Annotated in this window: 19 protein-coding genes, 1 tRNA gene and 1 pseudogene; 7 read left to right on the forward strand and 14 right to left on the reverse strand. The window is 64.5% G+C overall.

Annotated features, from left to right (window positions below; translation table 11 throughout):
- On the forward strand, positions 1 to 91 hold a 91-nt coding region (locus LGM89_RS15130), incomplete at its 5' end, for an integrase core domain-containing protein (RefSeq protein WP_206139067.1).
- A 62-nt stretch (positions 92 to 153) separates the two neighbouring features.
- Here the strand turns inward: LGM89_RS15130 and truB are convergent.
- The 9 genes from truB to LGM89_RS15175 form a co-directional block, all read right to left on the reverse strand.
- Positions 154 to 1,086, reverse strand: coding sequence for a tRNA pseudouridine(55) synthase TruB (gene truB, locus LGM89_RS15135; protein WP_089494713.1), 933 nt, complete (start codon positions 1,084 to 1,086; stop codon positions 154 to 156).
- Positions 1,087 to 1,099: 13 nt separating this feature from the next.
- Positions 1,100 to 1,498, reverse strand: a complete 399-nt coding sequence (gene rbfA / locus LGM89_RS15140; protein WP_089425212.1) for a 30S ribosome-binding factor RbfA — start codon at positions 1,496 to 1,498, stop codon at positions 1,100 to 1,102.
- Positions 1,499 to 1,612: 114 nt separating this feature from the next.
- Positions 1,613 to 4,531 (reverse strand): translation initiation factor IF-2, encoded by a 2,919-nt coding sequence (gene infB, locus LGM89_RS15145; protein WP_089494712.1) that lies wholly within the window; start codon positions 4,529 to 4,531, stop codon positions 1,613 to 1,615.
- Between the two features lie 91 nt (positions 4,532 to 4,622).
- Positions 4,623 to 6,098, reverse strand: coding sequence for a transcription termination factor NusA (nusA, locus tag LGM89_RS15150; RefSeq protein ID WP_006476166.1), 1,476 nt, complete (start codon positions 6,096 to 6,098; stop codon positions 4,623 to 4,625).
- Positions 6,098 to 6,556 (reverse strand): ribosome maturation factor RimP, encoded by a 459-nt coding sequence (gene rimP, locus LGM89_RS15155; RefSeq protein ID WP_014897219.1) that lies wholly within the window; start codon positions 6,554 to 6,556, stop codon positions 6,098 to 6,100. Before rimP ends, nusA begins: the two co-directional genes overlap by 1 nt.
- Positions 6,557 to 7,010: 454 nt before the next feature.
- Positions 7,011 to 8,777, reverse strand: a complete 1,767-nt coding sequence (rluB, locus tag LGM89_RS15160; protein WP_226273330.1) for a 23S rRNA pseudouridine(2605) synthase RluB — start codon at positions 8,775 to 8,777, stop codon at positions 7,011 to 7,013.
- A 60-nt stretch (positions 8,778 to 8,837) separates the two neighbouring features.
- A complete protein-coding gene (gene scpB / locus LGM89_RS15165) occupies positions 8,838 to 9,869 on the reverse strand; it encodes an SMC-Scp complex subunit ScpB (RefSeq protein WP_089494710.1) in 1,032 nt (343 codons plus the stop codon).
- A 272-nt stretch (positions 9,870 to 10,141) separates the two neighbouring features.
- Positions 10,142 to 11,353, reverse strand: coding sequence for a pyridoxal phosphate-dependent aminotransferase (locus tag LGM89_RS15170; protein WP_226273331.1), 1,212 nt, complete (start codon positions 11,351 to 11,353; stop codon positions 10,142 to 10,144).
- Between the two features lie 75 nt (positions 11,354 to 11,428).
- Entirely contained in the window at positions 11,429 to 12,331 is a 903-nt protein-coding gene (locus LGM89_RS15175; protein WP_089494708.1) for a LysR family transcriptional regulator, read from the reverse strand.
- A gap of 430 nt (positions 12,332 to 12,761) precedes the next feature.
- On the opposite strand from LGM89_RS15175, the pseudogene LGM89_RS15180 reads away from it, so the two are divergent.
- Together LGM89_RS15180 and LGM89_RS15185 are read left to right on the forward strand one after the other, a co-directional pair.
- Positions 12,762 to 13,157, forward strand: a pseudogene (locus LGM89_RS15180) (transposase); the annotation flags it as partial.
- A gap of 201 nt (positions 13,158 to 13,358) precedes the next feature.
- Positions 13,359 to 13,610 carry a hypothetical protein gene (locus LGM89_RS15185; RefSeq protein ID WP_039339307.1) on the forward strand — a complete coding sequence of 84 codons (252 nt, stop codon included), beginning with the start codon at positions 13,359 to 13,361 and terminating at the stop codon, positions 13,608 to 13,610.
- Between the two features lie 196 nt (positions 13,611 to 13,806).
- Here the strand turns inward: LGM89_RS15185 and LGM89_RS15190 are convergent, their stop codons facing one another.
- A complete protein-coding gene (locus LGM89_RS15190) occupies positions 13,807 to 14,124 on the reverse strand; it encodes a hypothetical protein (protein ID WP_011351791.1) in 318 nt (105 codons plus the stop codon).
- Between the two features lie 157 nt (positions 14,125 to 14,281).
- Between LGM89_RS15190 and LGM89_RS15195 the strand changes: the two genes are divergently transcribed.
- The 3 genes from LGM89_RS15195 to LGM89_RS15205 all read left to right on the forward strand — a co-directional run bounded on the left by LGM89_RS15195 (position 14,282) and on the right by LGM89_RS15205 (position 15,892).
- Positions 14,282 to 14,998, forward strand: coding sequence for a YdcF family protein (locus LGM89_RS15195; RefSeq protein ID WP_226206456.1), 717 nt, complete (start codon positions 14,282 to 14,284; stop codon positions 14,996 to 14,998).
- Positions 14,999 to 15,219: 221 nt separating this feature from the next.
- Positions 15,220 to 15,498, forward strand: a complete 279-nt coding sequence (locus tag LGM89_RS15200) for a hypothetical protein (RefSeq protein ID WP_174969229.1) — start codon at positions 15,220 to 15,222, stop codon at positions 15,496 to 15,498.
- 136 nt (positions 15,499 to 15,634) lie between these two features.
- Complete coding sequence (locus LGM89_RS15205) at positions 15,635 to 15,892, forward strand: hypothetical protein (protein WP_021162409.1); 258 nt, start codon at positions 15,635 to 15,637, stop codon at positions 15,890 to 15,892.
- Positions 15,893 to 15,932: 40 nt separating this feature from the next.
- On the opposite strand, the gene LGM89_RS15210 is transcribed toward LGM89_RS15205, so the two are convergent.
- From LGM89_RS15210 to LGM89_RS15225, 4 genes are all read right to left on the reverse strand, one after another.
- The gene (locus tag LGM89_RS15210) at positions 15,933 to 16,223 is read right to left on the reverse strand and encodes a putative quinol monooxygenase (protein ID WP_226273332.1); all 291 of its coding nucleotides are present in this window, start codon (positions 16,221 to 16,223) and stop codon (positions 15,933 to 15,935) included.
- A 529-nt stretch (positions 16,224 to 16,752) separates the two neighbouring features.
- The gene (gene bamC / locus LGM89_RS15215; RefSeq protein WP_089494706.1) at positions 16,753 to 17,964 is read right to left on the reverse strand and encodes an outer membrane protein assembly factor BamC; all 1,212 of its coding nucleotides are present in this window, start codon (positions 17,962 to 17,964) and stop codon (positions 16,753 to 16,755) included.
- 141 nt (positions 17,965 to 18,105) lie between these two features.
- Positions 18,106 to 18,182 (reverse strand) — tRNA-Pro (locus LGM89_RS15220).
- Between the two features lie 155 nt (positions 18,183 to 18,337).
- Positions 18,338 to 19,051 carry a class I SAM-dependent methyltransferase gene (locus LGM89_RS15225; protein ID WP_226206458.1) on the reverse strand — a complete coding sequence of 238 codons (714 nt, stop codon included), beginning with the start codon at positions 19,049 to 19,051 and terminating at the stop codon, positions 18,338 to 18,340.
- A gap of 393 nt (positions 19,052 to 19,444) precedes the next feature.
- Between LGM89_RS15225 and LGM89_RS15230 the strand changes: the two genes are divergently transcribed.
- Entirely contained in the window at positions 19,445 to 20,260 is an 816-nt protein-coding gene (locus LGM89_RS15230; protein ID WP_226273333.1) for a tyrosine-protein phosphatase, read from the forward strand.
- The last annotated feature ends 264 nt before the right edge of the window (positions 20,261 to 20,524 follow it).

Raw genomic sequence — 20,524 nt, forward strand, 5'->3', positions numbered from 1 at the left:
GGTCGAACAGTCGGTGCACATCTACAACCATGAGCGACCGCATACGGCTCTGAAATACAAAACGCCCGATGCGGTGCATCGGGCGTTCTAGCGCCTGGATACTGTCAACCTATTCCAGGACTTGACAAATGGGCGCGCGTTCGCGCCGCGGCGTCAGGCCGCCGTGACGACGAGCCGTTCCGGCGCCAGTACGCCGTTCGCCTTGCGCGCCACGCCAAGCAGCCGAGTGGCGTCATAGACGCGCACACGCCCGCCTTCGGCCGCGTCGATCGGATCGAGCGCCGACAGCGGCAGGCGCTGGCCGTGCAGGAAACGTTTCGCGCTGGTTTCATCGAGACGAACCAGCGGAAACGTCGACAGCAACGCGTCGACCGGCTGGAGCCACGCATCGCGCGACGCTTCGTCTGCATCGGACAGCGCATCGAGCGTCACCGCATGCTCGAGCGTCAGCGCGCCGACGCCCGTGCGACGCAGCATCGTCAGATGCGCGCCGCAGCCGAGCGCCTCGCCGATATCCTCCGCCAGCGTACGCACGTAAGTGCCCTTGCTGCAGGACACGCGAAACGTCACGTCAGGCAGGTCGCACGCGAGCAGGTCGAGTGCGAGGATCGTCACGTTGCGGCCCTCGCGCTCGACGGTCTGCCCCGCCCGCGCATATTCGTACAGCGGCTTGCCATCGCGCTTGAGCGCCGAATACATCGGCGGCACCTGCACGATCTCGCCGGTGAAGCGCACGAGCGCGGCCTCTACCGCCGCGCGGTCGCATTCGACGGGCCGCGTCTCGATCACTTCGCCTTCCGCGTCGCCGGTGGCCGTACGCTGGCCGAGACGCATCGTCGCCTCGTAGGTCTTGTCCGCTTCGAGCAGATCCTGCGAGAACTTCGTCGCCTCGCCGAAGCATAGCGGCAGCAGGCCCGAAGCCAATGGATCGAGCGTACCGGTGTGGCCGGCTTTCTTCGCGAGCAGCAGACGCTTCGCGCGAATCAGCGCATCGTTGCTCGACAGGCCGACCGGCTTGTCGAGCAGGAGGACACCGTCCAGCACGCGCCGGGGCACGCGCGGACGTTGGGGTGCTGCAGTCGTCATAGGCCGGTCGAGCTCAGTCGTCCTTGGCGGCCGAATCGGCCTCGTCGTCGTCCTTCGCGCGCGTCGAGTTCGCTTCCTTGATCAGGCGCGACATTTCCACGGCCTTCTCGATCGTCTGGTCGTAGTGGAAGTGCAGCGTCGGCACCGTATGGATGTGCAGGCGCTTGAACAACAGGTTGTGCAAGTGACCCGACGCGTGGTTCAGCGCTTCTTGCGTCTTGTCCGGATCGCCGGTCAACGCGGTGAAGTAGACCTTCGCGTGTGCGTAATCCGGCGTGAGTTCCACGCTCTGGATGGTCACGATGCCGATGCGCGGATCCTTGACCTCGCGCATGATGAGTTCCGACAGATCGCGCTGAATCTGGTCAGCGATCTGCACGTTGCGATTGGGGGAAGTACGTTTCCTGGACATGATCGATCCGTGATCCGTTTATCAGGATAAAGCGGCGGCCAGTGTTGGCACGCCACCATGAAAATGGGCGGGACAGGCCCAAGCCTGCCCCGCCCATGAGCCGATGCGCGAGGGTTACAGCGTACGCGCGACTTCGGTCACTTCGAAGACTTCGAACTGGTCGCCTTCGACGATGTCGTTGAAGTTCTTCACCGACATACCGCACTCGAAGCCTTGCTTCACTTCCTTCACGTCGTCCTTGAAGCGCTTCAGCGATTCGAGTTCACCCGTGAAGATCACGACGTTGTTGCGCAGCACGCGCACCGACGACGAGCGCTTGACGATACCGTCCGTCACCATACAGCCGGCGACTGCACCGATCTTCGGTACCTTGAAGACCTGGCGCACCTCGACCATGCCGGTGATGACTTCGCGCTTCTCCGGCGCCAGCATGCCCGACATCGCCGCCTTCACCTCATCCACTGCGTCGTAGATGATGTTGTAGTAACGGATGTCGATGCCGTTCGACTCGGCCAGCTTGCGCGCCTGTGCATCTGCACGCGTGTTGAAGCCGATGATGACCGCCTTCGATGCCGTTGCGAGGTTGACGTCGTTTTCGCTGATGCCACCCACCGCGCTGTGCACGATCTGCACGCGCACTTCGTCGGTCGACAGCTTGAGCAGCGATTGCACGAGTGCTTCCTGCGAGCCTTGCACGTCCGCCTTGATGATGAGCGGCAGGTTCTGCACTTCGCCTTCGCCCATCTGCTCGAGCATGCTTTCCAGCTTCGCGGCCTGCTGCTTCGCAAGCTTGACGTCGCGGAACTTGCCCTGACGGAACAGCGCGATTTCACGCGCCTTGCGCTCGTCCGGCAGCACGATCACTTCTTCGCCCGCACCCGGCACTTCCGACAGACCCTGGATTTCGACCGGGATCGACGGGCCCGCTTCCTTCGTCGGCTTGCCGTTTTCGTCGAGCATCGCGCGCACGCGGCCATAAGCCGTACCCGCCAGCACGACGTCGCCTCGGTTCAGCGTACCGGACTGCACCAGGATCGTCGCGACCGGGCCCTTGCCCTTGTCGAGCTTCGCTTCGATCACGATGCCCTTGGCCGGCGCCTCGACCGGTGCCTTCAGTTCCAGCACTTCGGCTTGCAGCAGCACGTTCTCGAGCAGATCGTCGATACCCGCGCCCGTCTTCGCCGAAACCGGCACGAACGGCGAATCGCCGCCGTACTCTTCCGGCACGACGCCTTCCGCGACCAGCTCCTGCTTGACGCGATCGAGATTCGCGTCCGGCTTGTCGATCTTGTTGATCGCGACGACGATCGGCACACCGCCTGCCTTCGCGTGGGCGATGGCTTCCTTCGTCTGCGGCATCACACCGTCGTCGGCTGCCACCACCAGCACCACGATGTCGGTCGCCTTCGCGCCGCGTGCACGCATTGCCGTGAACGCTTCGTGACCCGGCGTATCGAGGAACGTGATGACGCCGCGCGGCGTTTCGACGTGGTATGCGCCGATGTGCTGCGTAATGCCGCCCGCTTCGCCCGCTGCAACCTTCGCGCGGCGGATGTGGTCGAGCAGCGAGGTCTTGCCGTGGTCGACGTGACCCATGACCGTGACGACCGGCGGACGCGGCAGTTGCTCCGCATCGGTACCGGTTTCGCCTTCGACGAGCAGCGCTTCCGGATCGTCCAGCTTCGCGGCAACCGCGCGGTGGCCCAGTTCTTCGACGATGATCATCGCCGTTTCCTGGTCCAGCACCTGGTTGATCGTGACCATCTGACCCATCTTCATCATCACCTTGATGACTTCGGAGGCCTTGACGGACATCTTGTGCGCGAGGTCGGCAACCGATACGGTTTCCGGCACGTGCACTTCACGAACGATCGGTTCGGTCGGCGCCTGGAACGTCGAGCTGTCCTGGTGACGGCCGCGACCCTTCGGGCCACCGCGCCAGCCGCGGTCGACACCGCCGCTCGAATCGCCGCGCGTCTTGATGCCGCGACGCTTCGACGCGTCGTCCTGCCAGCCGCCCTTGCCTGCACCCGGCTTCTTGTTACGGTCGCCCGCACCTGCCGGCGCAGTCGTAGCCGGCGCTGCCGCACCGGCCGGCTTCTTCACGGCCGGACGCGCCTGCGCACCTTCCGGCTTTGCCGGCTTGTGCAGCGTGCCCTTCGCTTCGGCCGGCTTCGGCGGCTCGACCGGCTTCGGCGGCTCGACTGCCTTGACCACTGCCTTGCGCGGCGTGTTCATCATTTCGCGGATCGCACGCGCTTCGGCTTCTGCCGCTGCACGACGCTTGCTGATCTCTTCCTGCTCGGCGCGCGCCTTGTCCGCCGCCTCACGGGCAGCGTCTTCAGCCTTCTTCGCCGCTTCGCGCTGAGCCGCACGTTCGGCGGCTGCGCGTGCTTCGTCCTGTGCGGACTGCGTGCTGACCGCTTCCTGCTGCTCGGCTGCAGCAGCCTGCTGTGCGGCCGCCTGCTGCTGCGCCGCCGCAGCTTCGGCCGCGGCACGCTTCACTGCGGCCTCTTCCTCGGCGCGACGACGCTCGGCTTCAGCCGCTTCCTCGCGGGCGCGGCGATCTGCTTCCTCGCGCTCGAGGCGTTCCTGGCGCTCGCGAAGCTCCTGCGCCTGCTTTTCGAGCAGCTCGGCCTCACGGCGCGCTTCTTCTTCGCGACGCTTCAGTTCCGCATCGTCGTCCGCCTCGGCAACCTGCGCCTGACCCTGTTCCGCACCCTCGCTCACGTCGTCGCGCTTGACGAACGTACGCTTCTTGCGGACCTCGACCTGAATGGTGCGAGCCTTGCCCGTCGCGTCAGATTGCTTGATCTCCGACGTATGCTTGCGGGTCAGCGTGATCTTGCGCTTGTCGCCGTCGGTTGCGCCGTGCGACTTGCGCAAATGATCGAGCAGACGCGCCTTGTCCGTTTCGGACAGCGCATCGTCTTCACTCGCTTTCTGGACGCCCGCTGCCTGCAGCTGTTCGAGCAGCACACCAGCAGGCATTTTCAGTTCCGCGGCAAATTGGGCTACGTTGTTACTCGCCATTCATTCCTCTTAGTGCAAGGACCGATTCCTTGCGGTTAGCATCGGGTCAGGCCATACGGCCGCCATCAAATCAGTGCGCCATGGTCATTTCTCACTGGAACCAGTGTTCACGTGCTTTCATGATCAACGCCTTAGCGGCATCCTCTTCCATCCCGGTCATGTCGACCAGTTCATCTACAGCCAACTCGGCGAGATCGTCACGCGTCTGCACACCATGTTCGGCCAGCTTCGCGAGCAGCTCCGGCGTGATGCCGTCGAGGCTCTTGAGATCCAGCGCTGCGTTCTCGACCTTTTCTTCGTTCGCGATGGCCATCGTCAACAGCGCGTCGCGTGCGCGGTTGCGCAGTTCGTGCACGGTGTCCTCGTCGAACGCCTCGATTTCGAGCATTTCGTTGAGCGGCACGTACGCAATCTCTTCCAGGCTCGTGAAGCCTTCGTCGATCAGGATGTCGGCAACTTCTTCGTCGACGTCGAGACGCGCCATGAACAGTGCACGCAGCCGGTCGCGCTCTTCACCCTGCTTCAGGGCGGATTCGTCCGGCGTCATGATGTTGATCTGCCAGCCGGTCAGTTCGCCTGCAAGACGAACGTTCTGACCGCTGCGGCCGATCGCGACAGCCAGCTCGTTCTCGTCGACGACGACGTCCATCGAGTGCTTTTCTTCATCGACGACAATCGACTGGACAGCTGCCGGCGCGAGCGCGCCGATCACGAACTGGGCGGGATCCTCCGACCATAGCACGATGTCGATGTTTTCGCCACCGAGCTCATTGCGCACGGCCTGCACGCGGGAACCGCGGATGCCGACGCAGGTGCCGATCGGATCGATCCGCTTGTCGTACGCGATGACGCCGATCTTCGCGCGCACGCCCGGGTCGCGGGCAGCCGCCTTGATCTCGAGCAGGCCCTGCTCGATTTCCGGCACTTCCATCTCGAACAGCTTCATCAGGAACTCAGGCGCCGTACGCGACAGCTCGATCTGCGGGCCGCGCGCGGTGCGGTCGACCTTCGCGATATAAGCGCGCACGCGGTCGCCCACGCGCAGGTTTTCCTTCGGGATCAACTGATCGCGGCGCAGCAGCGCCTCGACACGGCCCGATTCGACGATGAAATTGCCCTTGTCGAGGCGCTTCACCGTACCCGTCATGATCTTTTCACCACGCTCGAGGTAGTCGTTCAGGATCTGCTCGCGCTCTGCGTCGCGCACCTTCTGCAGGATCACCTGCTTGGCGGCCTGCGCGCCGATGCGACCGAACTCGATCGACGGAACGGGTTCCTCGACATACTCGCCGACTTCGACGTCGGGCTTCTGCTCACGTGCCTCGAACAGCAGGATCTCGCGATCCGGCTCCTGCAAGCCTGCCTCGTCGGGCACGACGAGCCAGCGACGGAAGGTTTCGTGCTCGCCGCTTTCGCGATCGATATGGACGCGGATTTCGGCGCCTTCGTCGAACAGCTTCTTGGAAGCGGACGCGAGCGCAGCCTCGAGGGCGCCCAGCACCACATCCTTGTCGACGTTTTTCTCGCGCGCCAGCGCATCCACCAGCATCAACACTTCGCGACTCATTATTTGCGGCTCCTAAAGTCAACTTGCGGAATCAGGCGGGCTTTGTCGATATCGGCCAGCGTGAAATCCAGCATGGCCGCCTCGCCCTTCTTCCTCTCAAATTCCAAACCGATCGTTTCGCCATTCGGCGCGTGCAGAATGCCCCGGTACGTCTTGCGCCCGTCCAGCGGCTTTTTCAAGGTCACGGAAACTTCGCTGCCAGCGAAGCGCTCGAAGTCGGCCAGCTTCTTCAACGGGCGGTCGAGCCCCGGGGACGAGACTTCGAGCCGTTCGTAATCGATGTTTTCGACCGTCAAGACGTGCTGGAGCTGACGCGTGACCTTTTCGCAATCTTCGAGCGAGATGCCGGCAGGCTGATCGATATAGATGCAAAGCATGCCGCGCCCGGTGCGCTCGAGATCCACCAGCTCGTAGCCGAGCCCGGTGACCGTGGTTTCTATCAGTTCCGTCAGTTGCACTGTGTCCTCTCAGGTGTTCGCGCCCGCCGCTCGCGATTACACCCGCGGGCGCGCGCCTTAGCCGGCGCAGGAAGCGCTACCCGAGATGCCTAACCGTTTCAGCAAAAAAAAATGGGCGGAACGCCCATCTTCTTACTGGTGGTCGCACCTGAGCCGCACATTGAATCCGTACGCCCAGCGACTCCGCGATTATAGCGATTTTTGGCGCAAACGCCAAGCCAGCCGGTAAAAGCAGCGCGTCACCTGCCTTTACGGGCCCAAAAATGCGAAATCGGGCTGCACGATCAACCGGCGCCATGAAGGCAAGCCGGAGATCGGTCATGCCAGCGGCCATCCAGCACCGCGTGACATAAATACAGTCGAAAGCAATAAACGCAATGCCTCGCACCGGCTGGACCCGCCAGATGCCGATCCGGCCGGCACACCGGCGGCCTTGCGCCGCATGCCTGAATGCTCAGCGGCTGCGGGTGCGGCTGCGCTGCGGACGCTGACCGCCGCGCGGGCCGCCGCCGTTGCCGGCACCCTCGGCACGATTGCCGTTCGGGTTACGGTTACCGCCCTTGCCGCCGCCACGCTTGGGGCCCGCGCCGTCGCGCTTGGGGCCTGCGCCATACGACGCGCGGTTGCCGTCGACATCGCCACGGCCACCGCCAGCGCGATTGCCATCGCGCCCGCCTCCGCCCGCACGGTTGCCATCCCGGCCGCCGCCGGCGCGATTACCGTAGCCCGACGGCGCGACCGGCAGGCTGCCGTAGCCGCTCAGACCCGGCAGGCCCGGCCCGCCGCGACGAACACCACCACGACGGGGCTGATCCAGCTGCCCGTGCGTCGTCAGCACCGGCTCACGGCTGATGAAGCCCATCGACGTCTGCATCGGATCGGGCTGGCGACGCTCTGCCTGGCCGGCACCGGCGCGCTTGCCCTTCTCCTCGGACGGCGCCTTCAGGCCGACGGTCGCCATCAGCTTGCGCACCTGCGCGTCGTCGAGCTCTTCCCAGCGACCGCGCTTCAGGCCACGCGGCAGCGGAATCGGGCCGTGACGCGTACGGATCAGGCGGCTCACCATCAAGCCGACCGCCTCGAACATCCGGCGCACTTCGCGGTTGCGGCCTTCGGCCAGCGCAACGTGATACCAGTGGTTCGTGCCTTCGCCGCCGCCGTCGCGGATGCGCAGGAAGTTCGCCGGGCCGTCATCGAGCTCGACGCCGTGCAGCAGCTTCTGCCGCATGCCTTCGGCCAGCTCGCCGACGACGCGCACCGCGTACTCGCGCTCGACGCTGTAGCGCGGGTGCATGAAGCGGTTGGCGAGGTCACCCGAAGTCGTCAGCATCAGCAGACCTTCGGTATTGAAGTCGAGGCGGCCCACCGCAAGCCATTTCGCCGTCTTCATCGGCGGCAGGCGGTCGAACACCGACGGACGGCCTTCCGGATCCGCGTGGCTGACGATCTCGCCCGTCGGCTTGTGGTACAGCAGCACGCGCGGCGGCTTGTTCGGCAGCTTGCGCTTGACCGGCTTGCCGTTGATCCGCACCTGGTCGGTCGGCATGATGCGCTGACCGATGTGCGCGGGCTCGCCGTTCACCGACACGCGGCCGGCGACGATCAGTTCTTCCATTTCGCGGCGCGAGCCCATGCCCGCTTCCGCCAGCACCTTGTGAAGCTTCGGCGCGTCGTCGTCCGGCGACAGCACGCGCTTGTTCGCCGGCTGGCTACGGCCGCGACGCAGCATCGGCGCACGCACGCCGCTGCCGCCCGCGGAGTTGTCCGCATCGAATGCCGGCGACGTCACGTAGGCGAACAGTTCGTCCTGGGACGCATCGCCCTCCGCCTTTGCCGCGCCGCCTTCAGCCTTCGGCGCGCTGCCGCGACGACCCTGGCCGCCTTGGCCGCCCTGAGCCTTGGCCGCACCTTCGCGCTTGGCTGCCGGCTTGCGAGCACCCTTGGCCGAACCTTCCTTGCGCGGCGCACGCGTCGGCTGCTGCGCTTCGGTGGCCTCGGCCGGCTGCGCGTCAGCGCCTTCGCCGTCCTGCGGCTCGCCTTCGGCGCCCTTCGACTTGGCCGCCGCGCGACGCCGCGCGATCAGGCTGCGCGGGCCTCGCCGCAGACCGCGGCGGGGACGCTCGTCGCCGCCCTCGGTCGAAGCACCCTGCTCCGGTGCATCGTCGGCACGCGCTGCCTGTACGGCAGGCGCGGACGATTCAATATCGTGGATATCTGTCAAAACAACCTCAAAATGTCAGGTCTCGCGCCCGGCGCGGGCGCGGCAAGAAGTTGGCCGCGATCAGGCGCGACGCTGTTCAGGTTCTGCTTCGTCGTCCGGCAGCGCATCGGCACCGATGGGTGCACTGGCGCTTCGCACGGCATCGGCGAGACTGTCGGACGTGTCGTCCAGCATCTCGTCGTCCGCAGGACGGGAACGGGGGGCGTCGGCCTGGCCAGCCTCGCCGGGCATGTCGCCGGCCGCTTCCGCTCCGTCTCCGGCAACCGCTTCGGCAGCCGGTTTGCGATCTTCCTCGTTCCAATCCGCGCGCGGCGGCTCGGGCTGCACACCGGCTGGCACTGCTTCGGCGCCAGCCTGTTCCATTCGTTCCGTTTGCCCGCGAACAGCATCGAGCGTATCGCGGCTCGCGATTTCATGCGTCGACGCGACGTCCGCCGCAGGATCATCCGGCAAGCCTGCCGATTGACCGGCGGATGCCTCGTCTGTTTGCGGCGCGTCGCCCGTTGCGTCGCCGGCAACCGGCAAGCCCTCGTCGAAATCCATCGCCTGCTGCGCCAGCAGCGCGGCCTCGATGTTCGCGGCCGGCTCCTCGAGTGCAGGCAGATCATCGAGCGCCTTCAGGCCGAGGTCGTCGAGGAATTGCTTGGTCGTCGCATACAGCGCCGGGCGTCCCGGCACGTCGCGATGACCGATCACCTCGATCCAGCCGCGATCCTCGAGTTGCTTGACCACCTGCGTATTGACCGTCACGCCGCGAATCTCTTCGATGTCGCCGCGCGTGACAGGTTGCCGATACGCGATGATCGCGAGCGTTTCGAGCACCGCACGCGAATATTTCGGCGGCTTCTCGGGATGCAGGCGATCCAGATAGTGGCGCATCGCCGGCTTGCTCTGGAAACGCCATCCGGTCGCCAGCGCCACCAGTTCGACGCCGCGGCCGGACCAATCCTGTTTCAGATCTTCGAGCAACGTGCGGACCGTGTCAGCCGACACGCCGTCGGCAAAGAGCTTGCGCAAATCGCCGAGCTTCAGCGGTTCCTGCGCGCAGATCAAAGCAGTCTCGAGGACGATCTTCGCCTCTTGGGTATTCATGCAGCTAGGCCAGACCCTGTGGTCAAACGAACCGGATCAACAAACAGACGAAAGGAACGGAAGACGCGCTCGCCCGATTCTGATCGGTCATATTGATGGGAGCACGAACCGGGGGCGGCGAACCAACTTCAGGCCAGGCCCAAACCGGACGGAACAGCACGGCTCAACGACGGAACCGCGTGACTGAGCGCCATATTACGCAAAATTGCCCGGTGCGTAAAGATGAGCCGAACGGGGTGCCGCCAGCACGCCTTGCCCGCTCCGGCCCCGCTTCAGCGGTCGGCCACGCCCCGTGCCAGGAACCGCCGCAACCGCTCGACACCCGCGTCGAGACGTGCCGGATCGCACGCGTAGCACCAGCGCACAAACCCTTCCCCCTTCGGGCCGAATGCACGCCCAGGCGCGAGGCCGAGCCCCGCCTCGCGCACCAGCGTCTTGCAGAACGCGAGGCTATCTGACGCGCCAGGCAGGCGCAGAAACAGGTACATCGCGCCCGGCGGGGGCGGGACCTCGACACCCGGCAGGGTGCGCAGCGCGGCGACCAGGTGATCGCGCGCATCGCGCAGCGCCGCGACGAACGACCGCACGAACGGCTCGCCATCACGCAGCGCGACCTCACCCGCGGCCTGCACGAAGCCCGGCGCGCACGACGTGTTGTATTCGACGAGCTTCGACAGGTCAGCCATCACCGCTGCCGGCGCGATGAGCCACCCCAGGCGCCAGCCCGTCATCGCCCATGCCTTGGAAAACGAATTCACGACCACGACCCGCTCGTCGCGTGACGCGATGTCGAGGAACGATGGCGCGCCGTCCGCGCCGCCTGCGTCGAAAGCGAGCCGCTCGTACACCTCGTCGGCGACCAGCCAGATGCCGTGGCGGCGGCAATGGGCGAGCACGGCTTGCTGGTCGTCGCGCGACATCGTCCAGCCGGTCGGATTGTTCGGCGAGTTGATCAGCAGCATCCGCGTATCGGACGTCAGCGCCGCCAGCAGCCGCTCGACATCGAGCTGCCAGCCCGCATCGCCATAGCCGAGCGGTACGCATTCGACCTGCGCCCCGAGGATCTTCGGAATCTCGACGAGATTCGGCCACAGCGGCGTGACCGCGACGACGCGCTCGCCCGGACCGACCAACATCTGCGCGGCCAGCATCAGCGCGCTCACGCCCGAACTCGTCACGGCCACGGTGTCGGCCGCCGTCGCACCGTGACGGGCGCTGACGTAGGAGGCGATCGCGTCGCGCAGCGGCGCAGTGCCGAGGTTGTGCGTGTAGAAAGTTGCACCATCGCGCAGCGCCGCCGCGGCGGCGTCCCGGATGAAGTCCGGCGTCACGCGATCGGATTCACCGAACCAGAACGGCAGCATGTCCGGCACGCCAAAGCCGGCGTTCGCCACTTCCCGGATCAGCGACGGACGCAACGCGTGCACGGCGTCGCGGGCCGCCGGCGAACCGGCCACCGGAAGAGAATCTGCGGAATGCACCATCGAGAACCACCTTCGAGGAACACGATCCGCGTAGTGTACCGGCCTGCAAGCAGGGCCGGCGCACGTCGATCCGCGTCAGTCGAGGTCCTCTGCCCTCGCCGGCATCTGCCGCACGAGTTCCCAGATCGCCTGCGCAGCGGGCGACAACGACCGGTCGCGGCGGCGCACGAGTTCGACCGTGCGCTCGGTGCGTGGCGTGAGCGGCCGCGCGACGAGCGTCGAGCCGGCTGGTAGCGGCAGCGACAGCCACGGCTGCACGCTCACGCCGACGCCGGCCTCGACGAGTCCGAACACGGTCGCCGAATGCCCGAGCTCCTGCATGACCGTCGCGTTGACATGATGAGCGGCCAGCGCGGCGTCGATCAGCGGCCGGCTTCCCGATGCATGATCGAGGAGCACGAGGCGCTCGCCGTCCAGCGCCGTCCAGGGCACCTCGGCACGCGCCGCGAGCGGATGGTCGGCGCGTGCGACCAGGCAGAACGAATCGGTCATCAACGATTCGCAGACGAGATCGGCCACCGTGAGCGGACCGATCACGACGCCGAAATCGACCTCGCTCGACTTCACCTTGCGCAATACGTCGCTCTGCACGTCGTCGCGCAAACCCAGCGTCACGAACGGAAACTGGCGCTCGCACGACGCAACCACGCGCGGCATCAGCCGGCATGCGATCGTCGGACTGGCCGCGACGATCACGCGCCCGCGGCGCTGCTCGCCGATCTCGCGAATCTCGCGCAGCGTGTCGTCGAGATCGTCGAGCAGACGGGACACGCTCGCGATCAGGTTCCCGCCGACATCGGTCAACTGCACGTCGCGCGTCGTACGATCGATCAGCTTCAGCCCGAGCTCGGCCTCAAGCTCGCGCACGCAGCGACTGACCGCGGACTGCGTGAGCCCGATCTCGTCACCCGCGCGACTGAAGCTCTTGAGCCGCGCGACCTCGATGAAGACGCGAAGCTGGCGCAGCGTGACGTTCATTTCTGGACCTCATCAATCGTCGATATCGATGCGCGATTTTAATGCGCGAATCCGGCTTCGATGTGCGAATCGGGCACCTGCCCCCATGTTTCGCTGCGGTGCAATACATCCGCGAACGCACGTGGTGCGGGCGAGCTGCACAAGATTGGTGATTGTCCCGATTTGCTGGCGGGTTATTTTGGCGTCTTATACGCCCCTAGCTGACTTAGCCGTTAGCTCGCTGCCAAGCGGCTCTCGAGGGAATTACCTCCGACATGGCACGCTTCGTGCATTACCTGGCGCACAGGGCGCAGGTTTGGTCGGACGGAAGAGCAGAAACGCCGCTGCCGGCCAACCGGACGCCCCCACCCGGCACTCGACGATCGAGTGCCTGAAGAGTGCGCGGCGCAGGGCAGCGCACCGGAGTTAGCTTCGCTGAGGTGAGGACATGATGCTGTTCGACGATTTGAGAGATAACGAGTGGGCGCTGGTCGAGGGTCTGTTTTGCTCTGAACCCGCACGGAGTGAGCGGCGCGGCCGCCCCCGCGTGGAAGCCCGCTCGGTGGTGAACGCCGTGCTGTGGGTGCTGTCGACGGGTGAAGGCTGGTCGAAGCTGCCGGGCCGCTATCCGTCGCCGCCGACTTGCCGCCGTCGCTTCGACGAATGGCAGGCGGACGGCACGCTCGCCGAAATCGTGAAGCGACTCGGCACGAGCGGCCGGCAGATCTCCCTACGCGGGCGCATCGGCGCAAGCGCCGCGAAGCCGCCCGCACCGCCGAGCCGCGACCGGCTGCGCGGCGCCTTCTGGACCAATCCGGAATCCTGGCGCGCGCCCGTCAAGATGGCATAACGAATACTCGATCGGGCGGCTTCGGCCGCCCGGTTTCTTTCAGCGACGCGACCTGTTCGCGACGCCCGCGTTGCCGTCGATTACCGTTGTCGTGCCGCGATACATCTATTTACCAATATTTACAGCAAGCCTGCACTCCCACGCTTACCTTAGCGAAATATCAACAGGCCGCGTCGACGGCTTGAAGGGAGCCCCGCCATGAAACCAATGTCACTGCTCGTTGCATGCGGCATTGTCATTTCCGTGGCGTTGTCAGCTCCAGCCCACGCCGACGATCGCGTGAAGCCGCCCCATCGCCAGCAGGATCATCGGAACACTCTCCGCCAGCCGCCGTCCGCCAATCCGCCCAGCCGGCAAACCGTGCCGCGTGGCGACCTGCGCGGCGACATCGCCAGCAACGCGCGAGCGCGCATCGGCTCGCAGCCGACCGACGTACCGCGTCATCCGTAGTCCTGCCAATTTCGGGATTTCGCCAAAGAAAATGCCCGCGGCGGGGAACTGCGCCGCATGCGACGAGTCACAACGTTGCCATGAGCACAGCGTGGCAACAGCAAAAGTATCCGGTACGCCCGTATCCTCGCGATACGGGCTTTTTTTTGGCGCATTGCCAGCCGCACGGCAATGCGCAAGGCGGGATGATCGACCGCTACAGGCGGCTTTCGAGAATCGCCACGGCACTCGCTTCGCTCAATGCGTAGTCGGCCATGCGGCGATCGGTCCAGGAAAGTAATTTCTCGTCGCGCTCGAGGCGCGAGAATTCGGCTCGACCGCTTTCGGTCAGCACGGCAATGTCGACCGGCGCATGGAAGCCCGGTGCGGGGGCAACGGTTTTCTGCCTGACCGTGTCCATCAGCCCGAGCGAACGGAGATACTCGAACACGCCCGGGCGGCGTGCCCACGGTACCTGGCGGTACTGCACTCGTCTCAATGCGTCGAGCACCGCTTCGTTGGAATACGTGGCCATCTCGATTCTTTCTTAAAGTGCAGCGACAATGCGAAGCGGCGCGCCGGGCGGTGTCTCCGCCCGCCGATACCGCCACCGATTCTGGACGCCGACGTTCGGCGTCGCGTCAGGGCCGGATCGTCAGCCGTCCATAAAAAGACACCATACCCCAATCAAATTGATTCTGTTCGATTCATTTGTACTTCTCTTCATCTGTTTCATGCTCTGCCGCAAACGGCGACGAATCATCTCGATCGCCGCCGTTGCGCTGTTCTGGCTGCTCGCGACAGGCTGGCTCGCCGCGCCGCTGATCGCCTGGACCGAGGCGGGCGTCGCACCCGTCGAGCACCCGGACATGCATGGACGGACCACACTGATTCTCATCGGCGCAGGGACGAAGCACACCGACGCCGGGCTGCGGCCGCCACCTGACGGAACCGCCCGTATCCACAAGGTCGCAGCGCTCTACCGCACCTGCCGGCAGCAAGCCGAGCGCTGCACCGTAGTGATGTCGGGCGGCGACCCGCAGCATCACGGCGAAACCGAGGCTGCCGTTTACGGGCGCCAACTCGTCGCCGAAGGCGTCGCGCCCGCGGACCTCGTTCTGGAACCGGATAGCCGCACAACCTACGAAAACGCGAAATTCACTGCGTCTATACTACGCTCCCAGTATGACGACGCACGCATTCTCGTCACTTCCTCATATCAGATGCGCCGCGCATTGCTCGATTTCCACCGTTTCGGGATCGATCCGCAGCCCGTTTATGCGAATCGCCGGCGTGCACAAACAGGCTGGCTGCCGCGCTGGCGCAATGTAGTCAACGCCGAGCAGGCGCTGCACGAACTGGTCGGCATCGTGCAGTTCCATGTCTATCGATGGCTCGGGTGGTTCTGACGGTTCCGGGGAAACCGGAGCGCAAATGACGGCGGCGACGTCGATGGCAGCCGCGTGACGAAGCGTGCGAAGTGTTGCGCGACTTCAACGGGGCCTTGCGTCGCGCCACGATCCGGTGCACATTGATCCGTCACTTTTGTTACACTCGACACGCACTCGATTGCAGTCGCCAGACAAAACGGCAACACTCGGGTTCATCACCACTTAGCGGAGGTAAAGCAATGAAGAAGACGTCCCTGGCTATCCTGGTAGCGATGTCGGCGCTGACTGGCGCAGCGTATGCGCAAGAGAGCACGGAAATCAAGACGATTACCGATCCGGCCAAGATCTCCGAGATCGAGCAGCGCGCACAGGCGCTGCAGCAGCAGCAAGCGGCTGAAGCCGCTCAGCCGGCGGCGCAGGAAGAGCATCACCACGGCAAGAAGGCTGCTCACCACAAGGCAGCTGCGAAGAAGGCCGGCAAGAAGGCTGCCAAGGCCGCAGACGCTGCCAGCCAGTAAGTTCGGCGGCACCGCACAAGCGAAAAGCCGAATCCGGGCAACCGGGTTCGGCTTTTTTGGTTGCGGTGCCCGTGCGCTGTGCTAAAGTCGCGCACCGAAATTTTCCACCCGTGCGCACCCCGGTGCGGAGGACAGCATGAGCAACATTCAACTCGACATCGAGTGGACCGAAGCCGCCACTCGCCAGATCAAGCAACTGATGCCCCGCGGCTCGGCTGACGCGTTCCTCGCGCTGCCGCCGATCGAGTGCCTGCCGATGGAGGGCGACGTACTTTTCCTCGGCCCGCAAGGCAAGCAGCAACCGTTCATCGTCGCCGAGCGCCAGTACCATCACGACGGCGACGCCGACTGGACGATCATCCTGATCCTCGACGTACCCAACACGTCGCACTGACGCATCCTGCGACCGGACACGTCCGGTCGCCCTGCCCGGCTCAGACGAGCTTCGACAGCACGCGGATTTCGGAATGCTCGATCCAGTCCGCGGCCGCTTCCCGATAAGCGAGAATGTGCGCGGAACGCGCATGAGCAGCCAGCGCCTCCTCGCTTTCCCAGCGCTCGACGAATACGAATCGCGCCGGCTCCTTCAAGTCCCGATGCAGGTCATACTGCAATGCACCGGCTTCGTTGCGGGTCGGCTCGACGATCCCCTCGAGCTGGGCACGCAAATTCTCCTCGGCGCCCGGCTTCGCCACGATCAGCGCCACGACCGCAATTTCCGCCATTCCCGCTCCCTCTCTATCTGGAAAAGTCCGAGAATACGCGAATCGTGCAGCGGCTGCGCCGGCACGGCGTCATGCGACGGCCCCAAAAAAATAGCCCGCGCTTCAGAGAAGCGCGGGCGAAACCGTCGCCCTACGAGGATAGGCGACGGGGCCATCGAGATCCGCACGCTGGCGCGGATCGTCATCCGTTGCGCCGACGCTTGTCGCGTCGGCATTCGAAGACGTCGATACCGATGATCAGGCGCTCGCGGCGCACCCCCGGCATCTGACGCCATCCTCCCTGTTTCAACAATTCCAACATATAAAGCAGGTTGCGTGCCAGCCACCACGAACCGACCACCCCGTTGATTTAAAAGGATAAATTTTTGACCTTCGACGATGCGACATGGGTTTTGCCGCCGTAACGCGCGGATGTTACGTAACGTCACGAGGAGGGACCGAACCTCCGGCACACATGCGCACCCGCGAGCGGCAATGAAAAAAGCCCGCCATGTGGCGGGCTTTTCATTGATGCGGAGAAACGCCGAGATCAGCGAAGCTGATTCACGAGCAGCCCCATGATCTGGCGAGCCGGCGACGACGTATCGATCGCACCCGCATCGTCGACGACCGCGATGCGCGTCTGGTCGGCCGTGAGTGCCTTCACGTTGACACGGTACTGCTTCGCCTGCTTTTCCTTCTTGCCGTGGAACAACTGGCTCCAGAAGCCCTGCTCGGCCGAGGTCAGATCCTTCGGATCGACATAGCGCACGAAATACAGGCCCTTCGTGCGATCACGATCGTCGACGGTGAAGTTCGCACGATCGAGCGCGAGACCGACGTGCAGCCACGACCGGTCGTATGGCTCGCCGAGCGTGACTTCCGTCGGGACGGCAGCATCGGCCGCATCGGTGCCTTGCGCCGACGTGCGGGAGACGTTTTGCGCGGCAATCGCTGCAGCAGCCTTCGACGATGCGTCGTCGGCCTTCTTGTCCTTGGCCACCGGTACCGTGTTGTCCTTGATGTTCGCGATTGGCGGCTCGCCGTTCTTCGCGCGCTGCTCGTTCTGTGCGAGCACCGCCATCAAACGCTTCAGGTATTCGGTCTCGAGCGCCGGATCATTCGGCTTCGGTTCCCACTTGCTCGAATCGTTGTTCGAGCCCGTGATTGCTTCGCGCATCCCCTTCTGGCTGATGAACACGTAGGTGCCGCCATTCGGCGCCGAATCGAGGCGCGTACGGTACTTGTTGCGCTCGGCCGTCACGTACGAGTTGCCCATCGCCTTCGAGATCACGCTACGGATCAGGCCGTCGTTGATCTGCGGATGGGTTTCGTTCCAGTCGGTTTCCATCACGCCCTTGTCGCGCTGGTCGACGACGAGCAGGAAGCCCTGCTCCTGCCAGAAGCGGCGAACCTGCGGCCAGACGGCGGCGGGCTGCTTGCCGTCGATCACGAGCCAGCTCTCGGTGCCGTCGCGCTGGATATGCATGCCGGCGACGGCCGGAGCAACGGTGTCCAGCGCAGGCGCTGCCTGCTGGACCTGCTGAAGCGCGGACAGGGAAGTCGCGCCGCCCTGGGGCGGCAGCGAACGCTGATCGGCCGTCTCGTCGAGCATGTTGGGCGGCACTGCGAGCGACGCTTCCTTCGATTTCGAATCGCTCTTGTAGTCCACTTTCGTGGGCGACGACGTACCGCAACCGGCGACGAGCGCGCCGGTGGCGAGCACTGCAGCGAACCGCATGGTAAGACGAAGATCAGTCATGTTCGGGGAATCCTCTTCCGCTAAATCACGGCGCTTTCCGTGGATCAACCTTGCATTTTACCGGGGCCGCGCCGCGATGTGCAAAAAAGCGACCGGCAAGAAAAAACCCGCGTCAGCTTGAGCTGACGCGGGTTCTTTGTCTGGTCGGGGCGAGAGGATTTGAACCTCCGACCACCTGCACCCCATGCAGGTACGCTACCAGGCTGCGCTACGCCCCGAAAGAAAAAAATTATAACAGACAGTTTTCCGATTTAGAACGGGTCGCATGCATTTTGTGGATATTCTTGTGAAATTTTTTGGCGTGAAGGCGCCGATGCGAGCAACGACGCGCATGGCATGGACGAATTGCGCACCACCCGACTCCGCCTCGCCTTCACCGCTTGCGCGCAACGCAGATGACCGTCAGCCCGGCGACGCGGTTGAAACGGAATATCGGTAACTCGATCCGACAGATCGACTTGAGCACGCCGTTGACGAACGGATGGTGACGACGCAATTGCGACGCCGGCTCGCTCGGCTGCCGACGCACCCGCTCGCCGAGCCGCAACGCTGCCGCAAGCGGAAACGTGAGACCGAAATAATAGGCGCCGTGCTCGACGTCGAGCCCCGAGCGACGCACCACGTCCTCGAGACTGCCCAGCGTATATCGGCGCTTGTGTTCGAGAAAATCGTCATGACCGCTCCAGAGGAACTGGAACGCGGGAACCGTGATCAGAAAGCGGCTACCCGAAGGCGCACCCTTTACATACTGCGTGAGCAGACCGACATCGTCGTCGACATGCTCGAGCACGTCCATCAGCAACACGAGATCGGCGTCGAATCGATCAATGGATCGCCGAAAGTGGATGGGCTTGCCGGACGCTTCGCCGTCGGTATCGTCCGCATAGCTCGTATCGACACACCACGCCTCCGTCGCCTGCGTACGCTCCAGCAAGTGCTTCGAGAAGAAGCCCGAGCCTGCACCGACATCGAGTATCCGGTTTGCACCAGGCACCCCAAGGAACCGACGGATCGCACTCGCCTTCGACGCGTAGTACCAGTGATCGCCCACGCCCGCACCCAATACGTCGACTTCCTTGAGATCCATGACGTTTCCCCGTGATGGCTACTGTGCTTTGGTCGATACAGCCACTGATGCCGATCTTACCTCGCTGCTGCCGCCGATCCTACCTGTCGACAACGCGCAGCCGACCCCGGCAACCCGCATTCCGACCTAATCGAAAAGGACGATGGCCGGTTCGACGCAAATCGCTACCGTGCGGTTACCCGGCGCGAGATCGATGCGCATGGGCGAACCGTCCGACTGCATGCCGATCGATCCGGCCCGGCTTTGCCGCGTCGCACGTGATACAGGAGGCAACCTCGGTCACCACCGCAGTCGCGACCTCTTGTAACCGTCTTCGACACAGGGCATTGAATGCATCAGAAAAACGAATTTTCCCGTCGACATTTTCTCCGGCTGGGCGCCGGCACGATAGGCGTGGCGCTGGGAAGCGCATCGCTTCTGTCGGCATGCGGAGGCGACTCGATTTCGGTCGCGCCGGTCACGACACCTCGGCTGAGTTCCGCATCGAATTTTCGCGACACGGCCGGGCCGGACGGAACCGGCTACGTGACAACGAGCGGCGCGAAGATGAAAAAAGGCGTGCTCTATCGTTCATCCGCGCTCGCGTTGTCGGCCGCGGACATCGCCACCGTCGGCACGCTCGACATCAGGCAGGTCTGCGACCTGCGCACACCCGCCGAGATCAAGACGCAAGCGGATGTGCCGCTGGCGGGCGCCACCTGGCAAAACCTCAACGTGCTCGGGGCTGCCAGCATCGATCCGATCCCGACCACCGGCGCCACCGCGACGGCATTCATGTTGAGCATGTACCGCGCGTTCGTCACGTCGGACACCGCGCATGCCAGCTATCACGCGCTCTTCACCGGCTTCGCCGGCTCCGGCGAAAACCTGGTGTTCCACTGCACGGCCGGCAAGGATCGCACGGGCTGGGCAACCGCCATCCTGCACACGATCCTGGGCGCGTCCGAGCAGACGATACTCGCCGACTATCTGCTGACGAACGTCTATAGCGCATCGGAAATCGCCGCTTCGGTCGCCCAGGCGCAGAAAGCCGGCGGGCAAAATGCGGCAGACATGATGACCGCGCTGCAAGGCGCGCACACCGACTATCTGCAGGCGGCATTCGACCAGGTCGCCGCGTCGTACGGCTCGATGACGTCGTATATCGCGAACGGGCTGCAACTCGACCAGGCGACGCTGAACGCAATTCGGCAGCATATGCTGGTCTGATCGACTCGCGGCAGTTGCGACGGGGGCCGGATCGCATCCTCGCTTCGACCGCCGCGGCCGCTGCCCGTCGCATCCGGCGAAACCCGCATCGGCCAAGGCTGCGGCGGATTTTCCCGATCGCAGAAACATTCGCCAACGACGGGCCGCGCAAACCAAACGACCGTTTGATCCGGCCGCCCAACCACCCCGAATCCATTGTCCCGCAGCCCGCCGGACGGGCGCACCCCGGCGCCCGTTGTTTGGTAACGCCGCTCTAGCACGCTA

The sequence above is a fragment of the Burkholderia sp. AU31624 genome, from assembly GCF_020420065.1.
GTDB lineage: Bacteria > Pseudomonadota > Gammaproteobacteria > Burkholderiales > Burkholderiaceae > Burkholderia.

Coding starts and splice junctions, on each gene's coding strand:
- LGM89_RS15225 (WP_226206458.1), bottom strand. CDS start 19,051: ATGGATCTCAAGGAAGTCGACGTATTGGGTGCGGGCGTGGGCGATCAC.
- infB (WP_089494712.1), bottom strand. CDS start 4,531: ATGGCGAGTAACAACGTAGCCCAATTTGCCGCGGAACTGAAAATGCCT.
- LGM89_RS15200 (WP_174969229.1), top strand. CDS start 15,220: ATGAAGAAGACGTCCCTGGCTATCCTGGTAGCGATGTCGGCGCTGACT.
- LGM89_RS15190 (WP_011351791.1), bottom strand. CDS start 14,124: ATGGCCACGTATTCCAACGAAGCGGTGCTCGACGCATTGAGACGAGTG.
- LGM89_RS15205 (WP_021162409.1), top strand. CDS start 15,635: ATGAGCAACATTCAACTCGACATCGAGTGGACCGAAGCCGCCACTCGC.
- LGM89_RS15210 (WP_226273332.1), bottom strand. CDS start 16,223: ATGGCGGAAATTGCGGTCGTGGCGCTGATCGTGGCGAAGCCGGGCGCC.
- nusA (WP_006476166.1), bottom strand. CDS start 6,098: ATGAGTCGCGAAGTGTTGATGCTGGTGGATGCGCTGGCGCGCGAGAAA.
- LGM89_RS15185 (WP_039339307.1), top strand. CDS start 13,359: ATGAAACCAATGTCACTGCTCGTTGCATGCGGCATTGTCATTTCCGTG.
- LGM89_RS15170 (WP_226273331.1), bottom strand. CDS start 11,353: ATGGTGCATTCCGCAGATTCTCTTCCGGTGGCCGGTTCGCCGGCGGCC.
- rbfA (WP_089425212.1), bottom strand. CDS start 1,498: ATGTCCAGGAAACGTACTTCCCCCAATCGCAACGTGCAGATCGCTGAC.
- scpB (WP_089494710.1), bottom strand. CDS start 9,869: ATGAATACCCAAGAGGCGAAGATCGTCCTCGAGACTGCTTTGATCTGC.
- LGM89_RS15175 (WP_089494708.1), bottom strand. CDS start 12,331: ATGAACGTCACGCTGCGCCAGCTTCGCGTCTTCATCGAGGTCGCGCGG.
- bamC (WP_089494706.1), bottom strand. CDS start 17,964: ATGACTGATCTTCGTCTTACCATGCGGTTCGCTGCAGTGCTCGCCACC.
- truB (WP_089494713.1), bottom strand. CDS start 1,086: ATGACGACTGCAGCACCCCAACGTCCGCGCGTGCCCCGGCGCGTGCTG.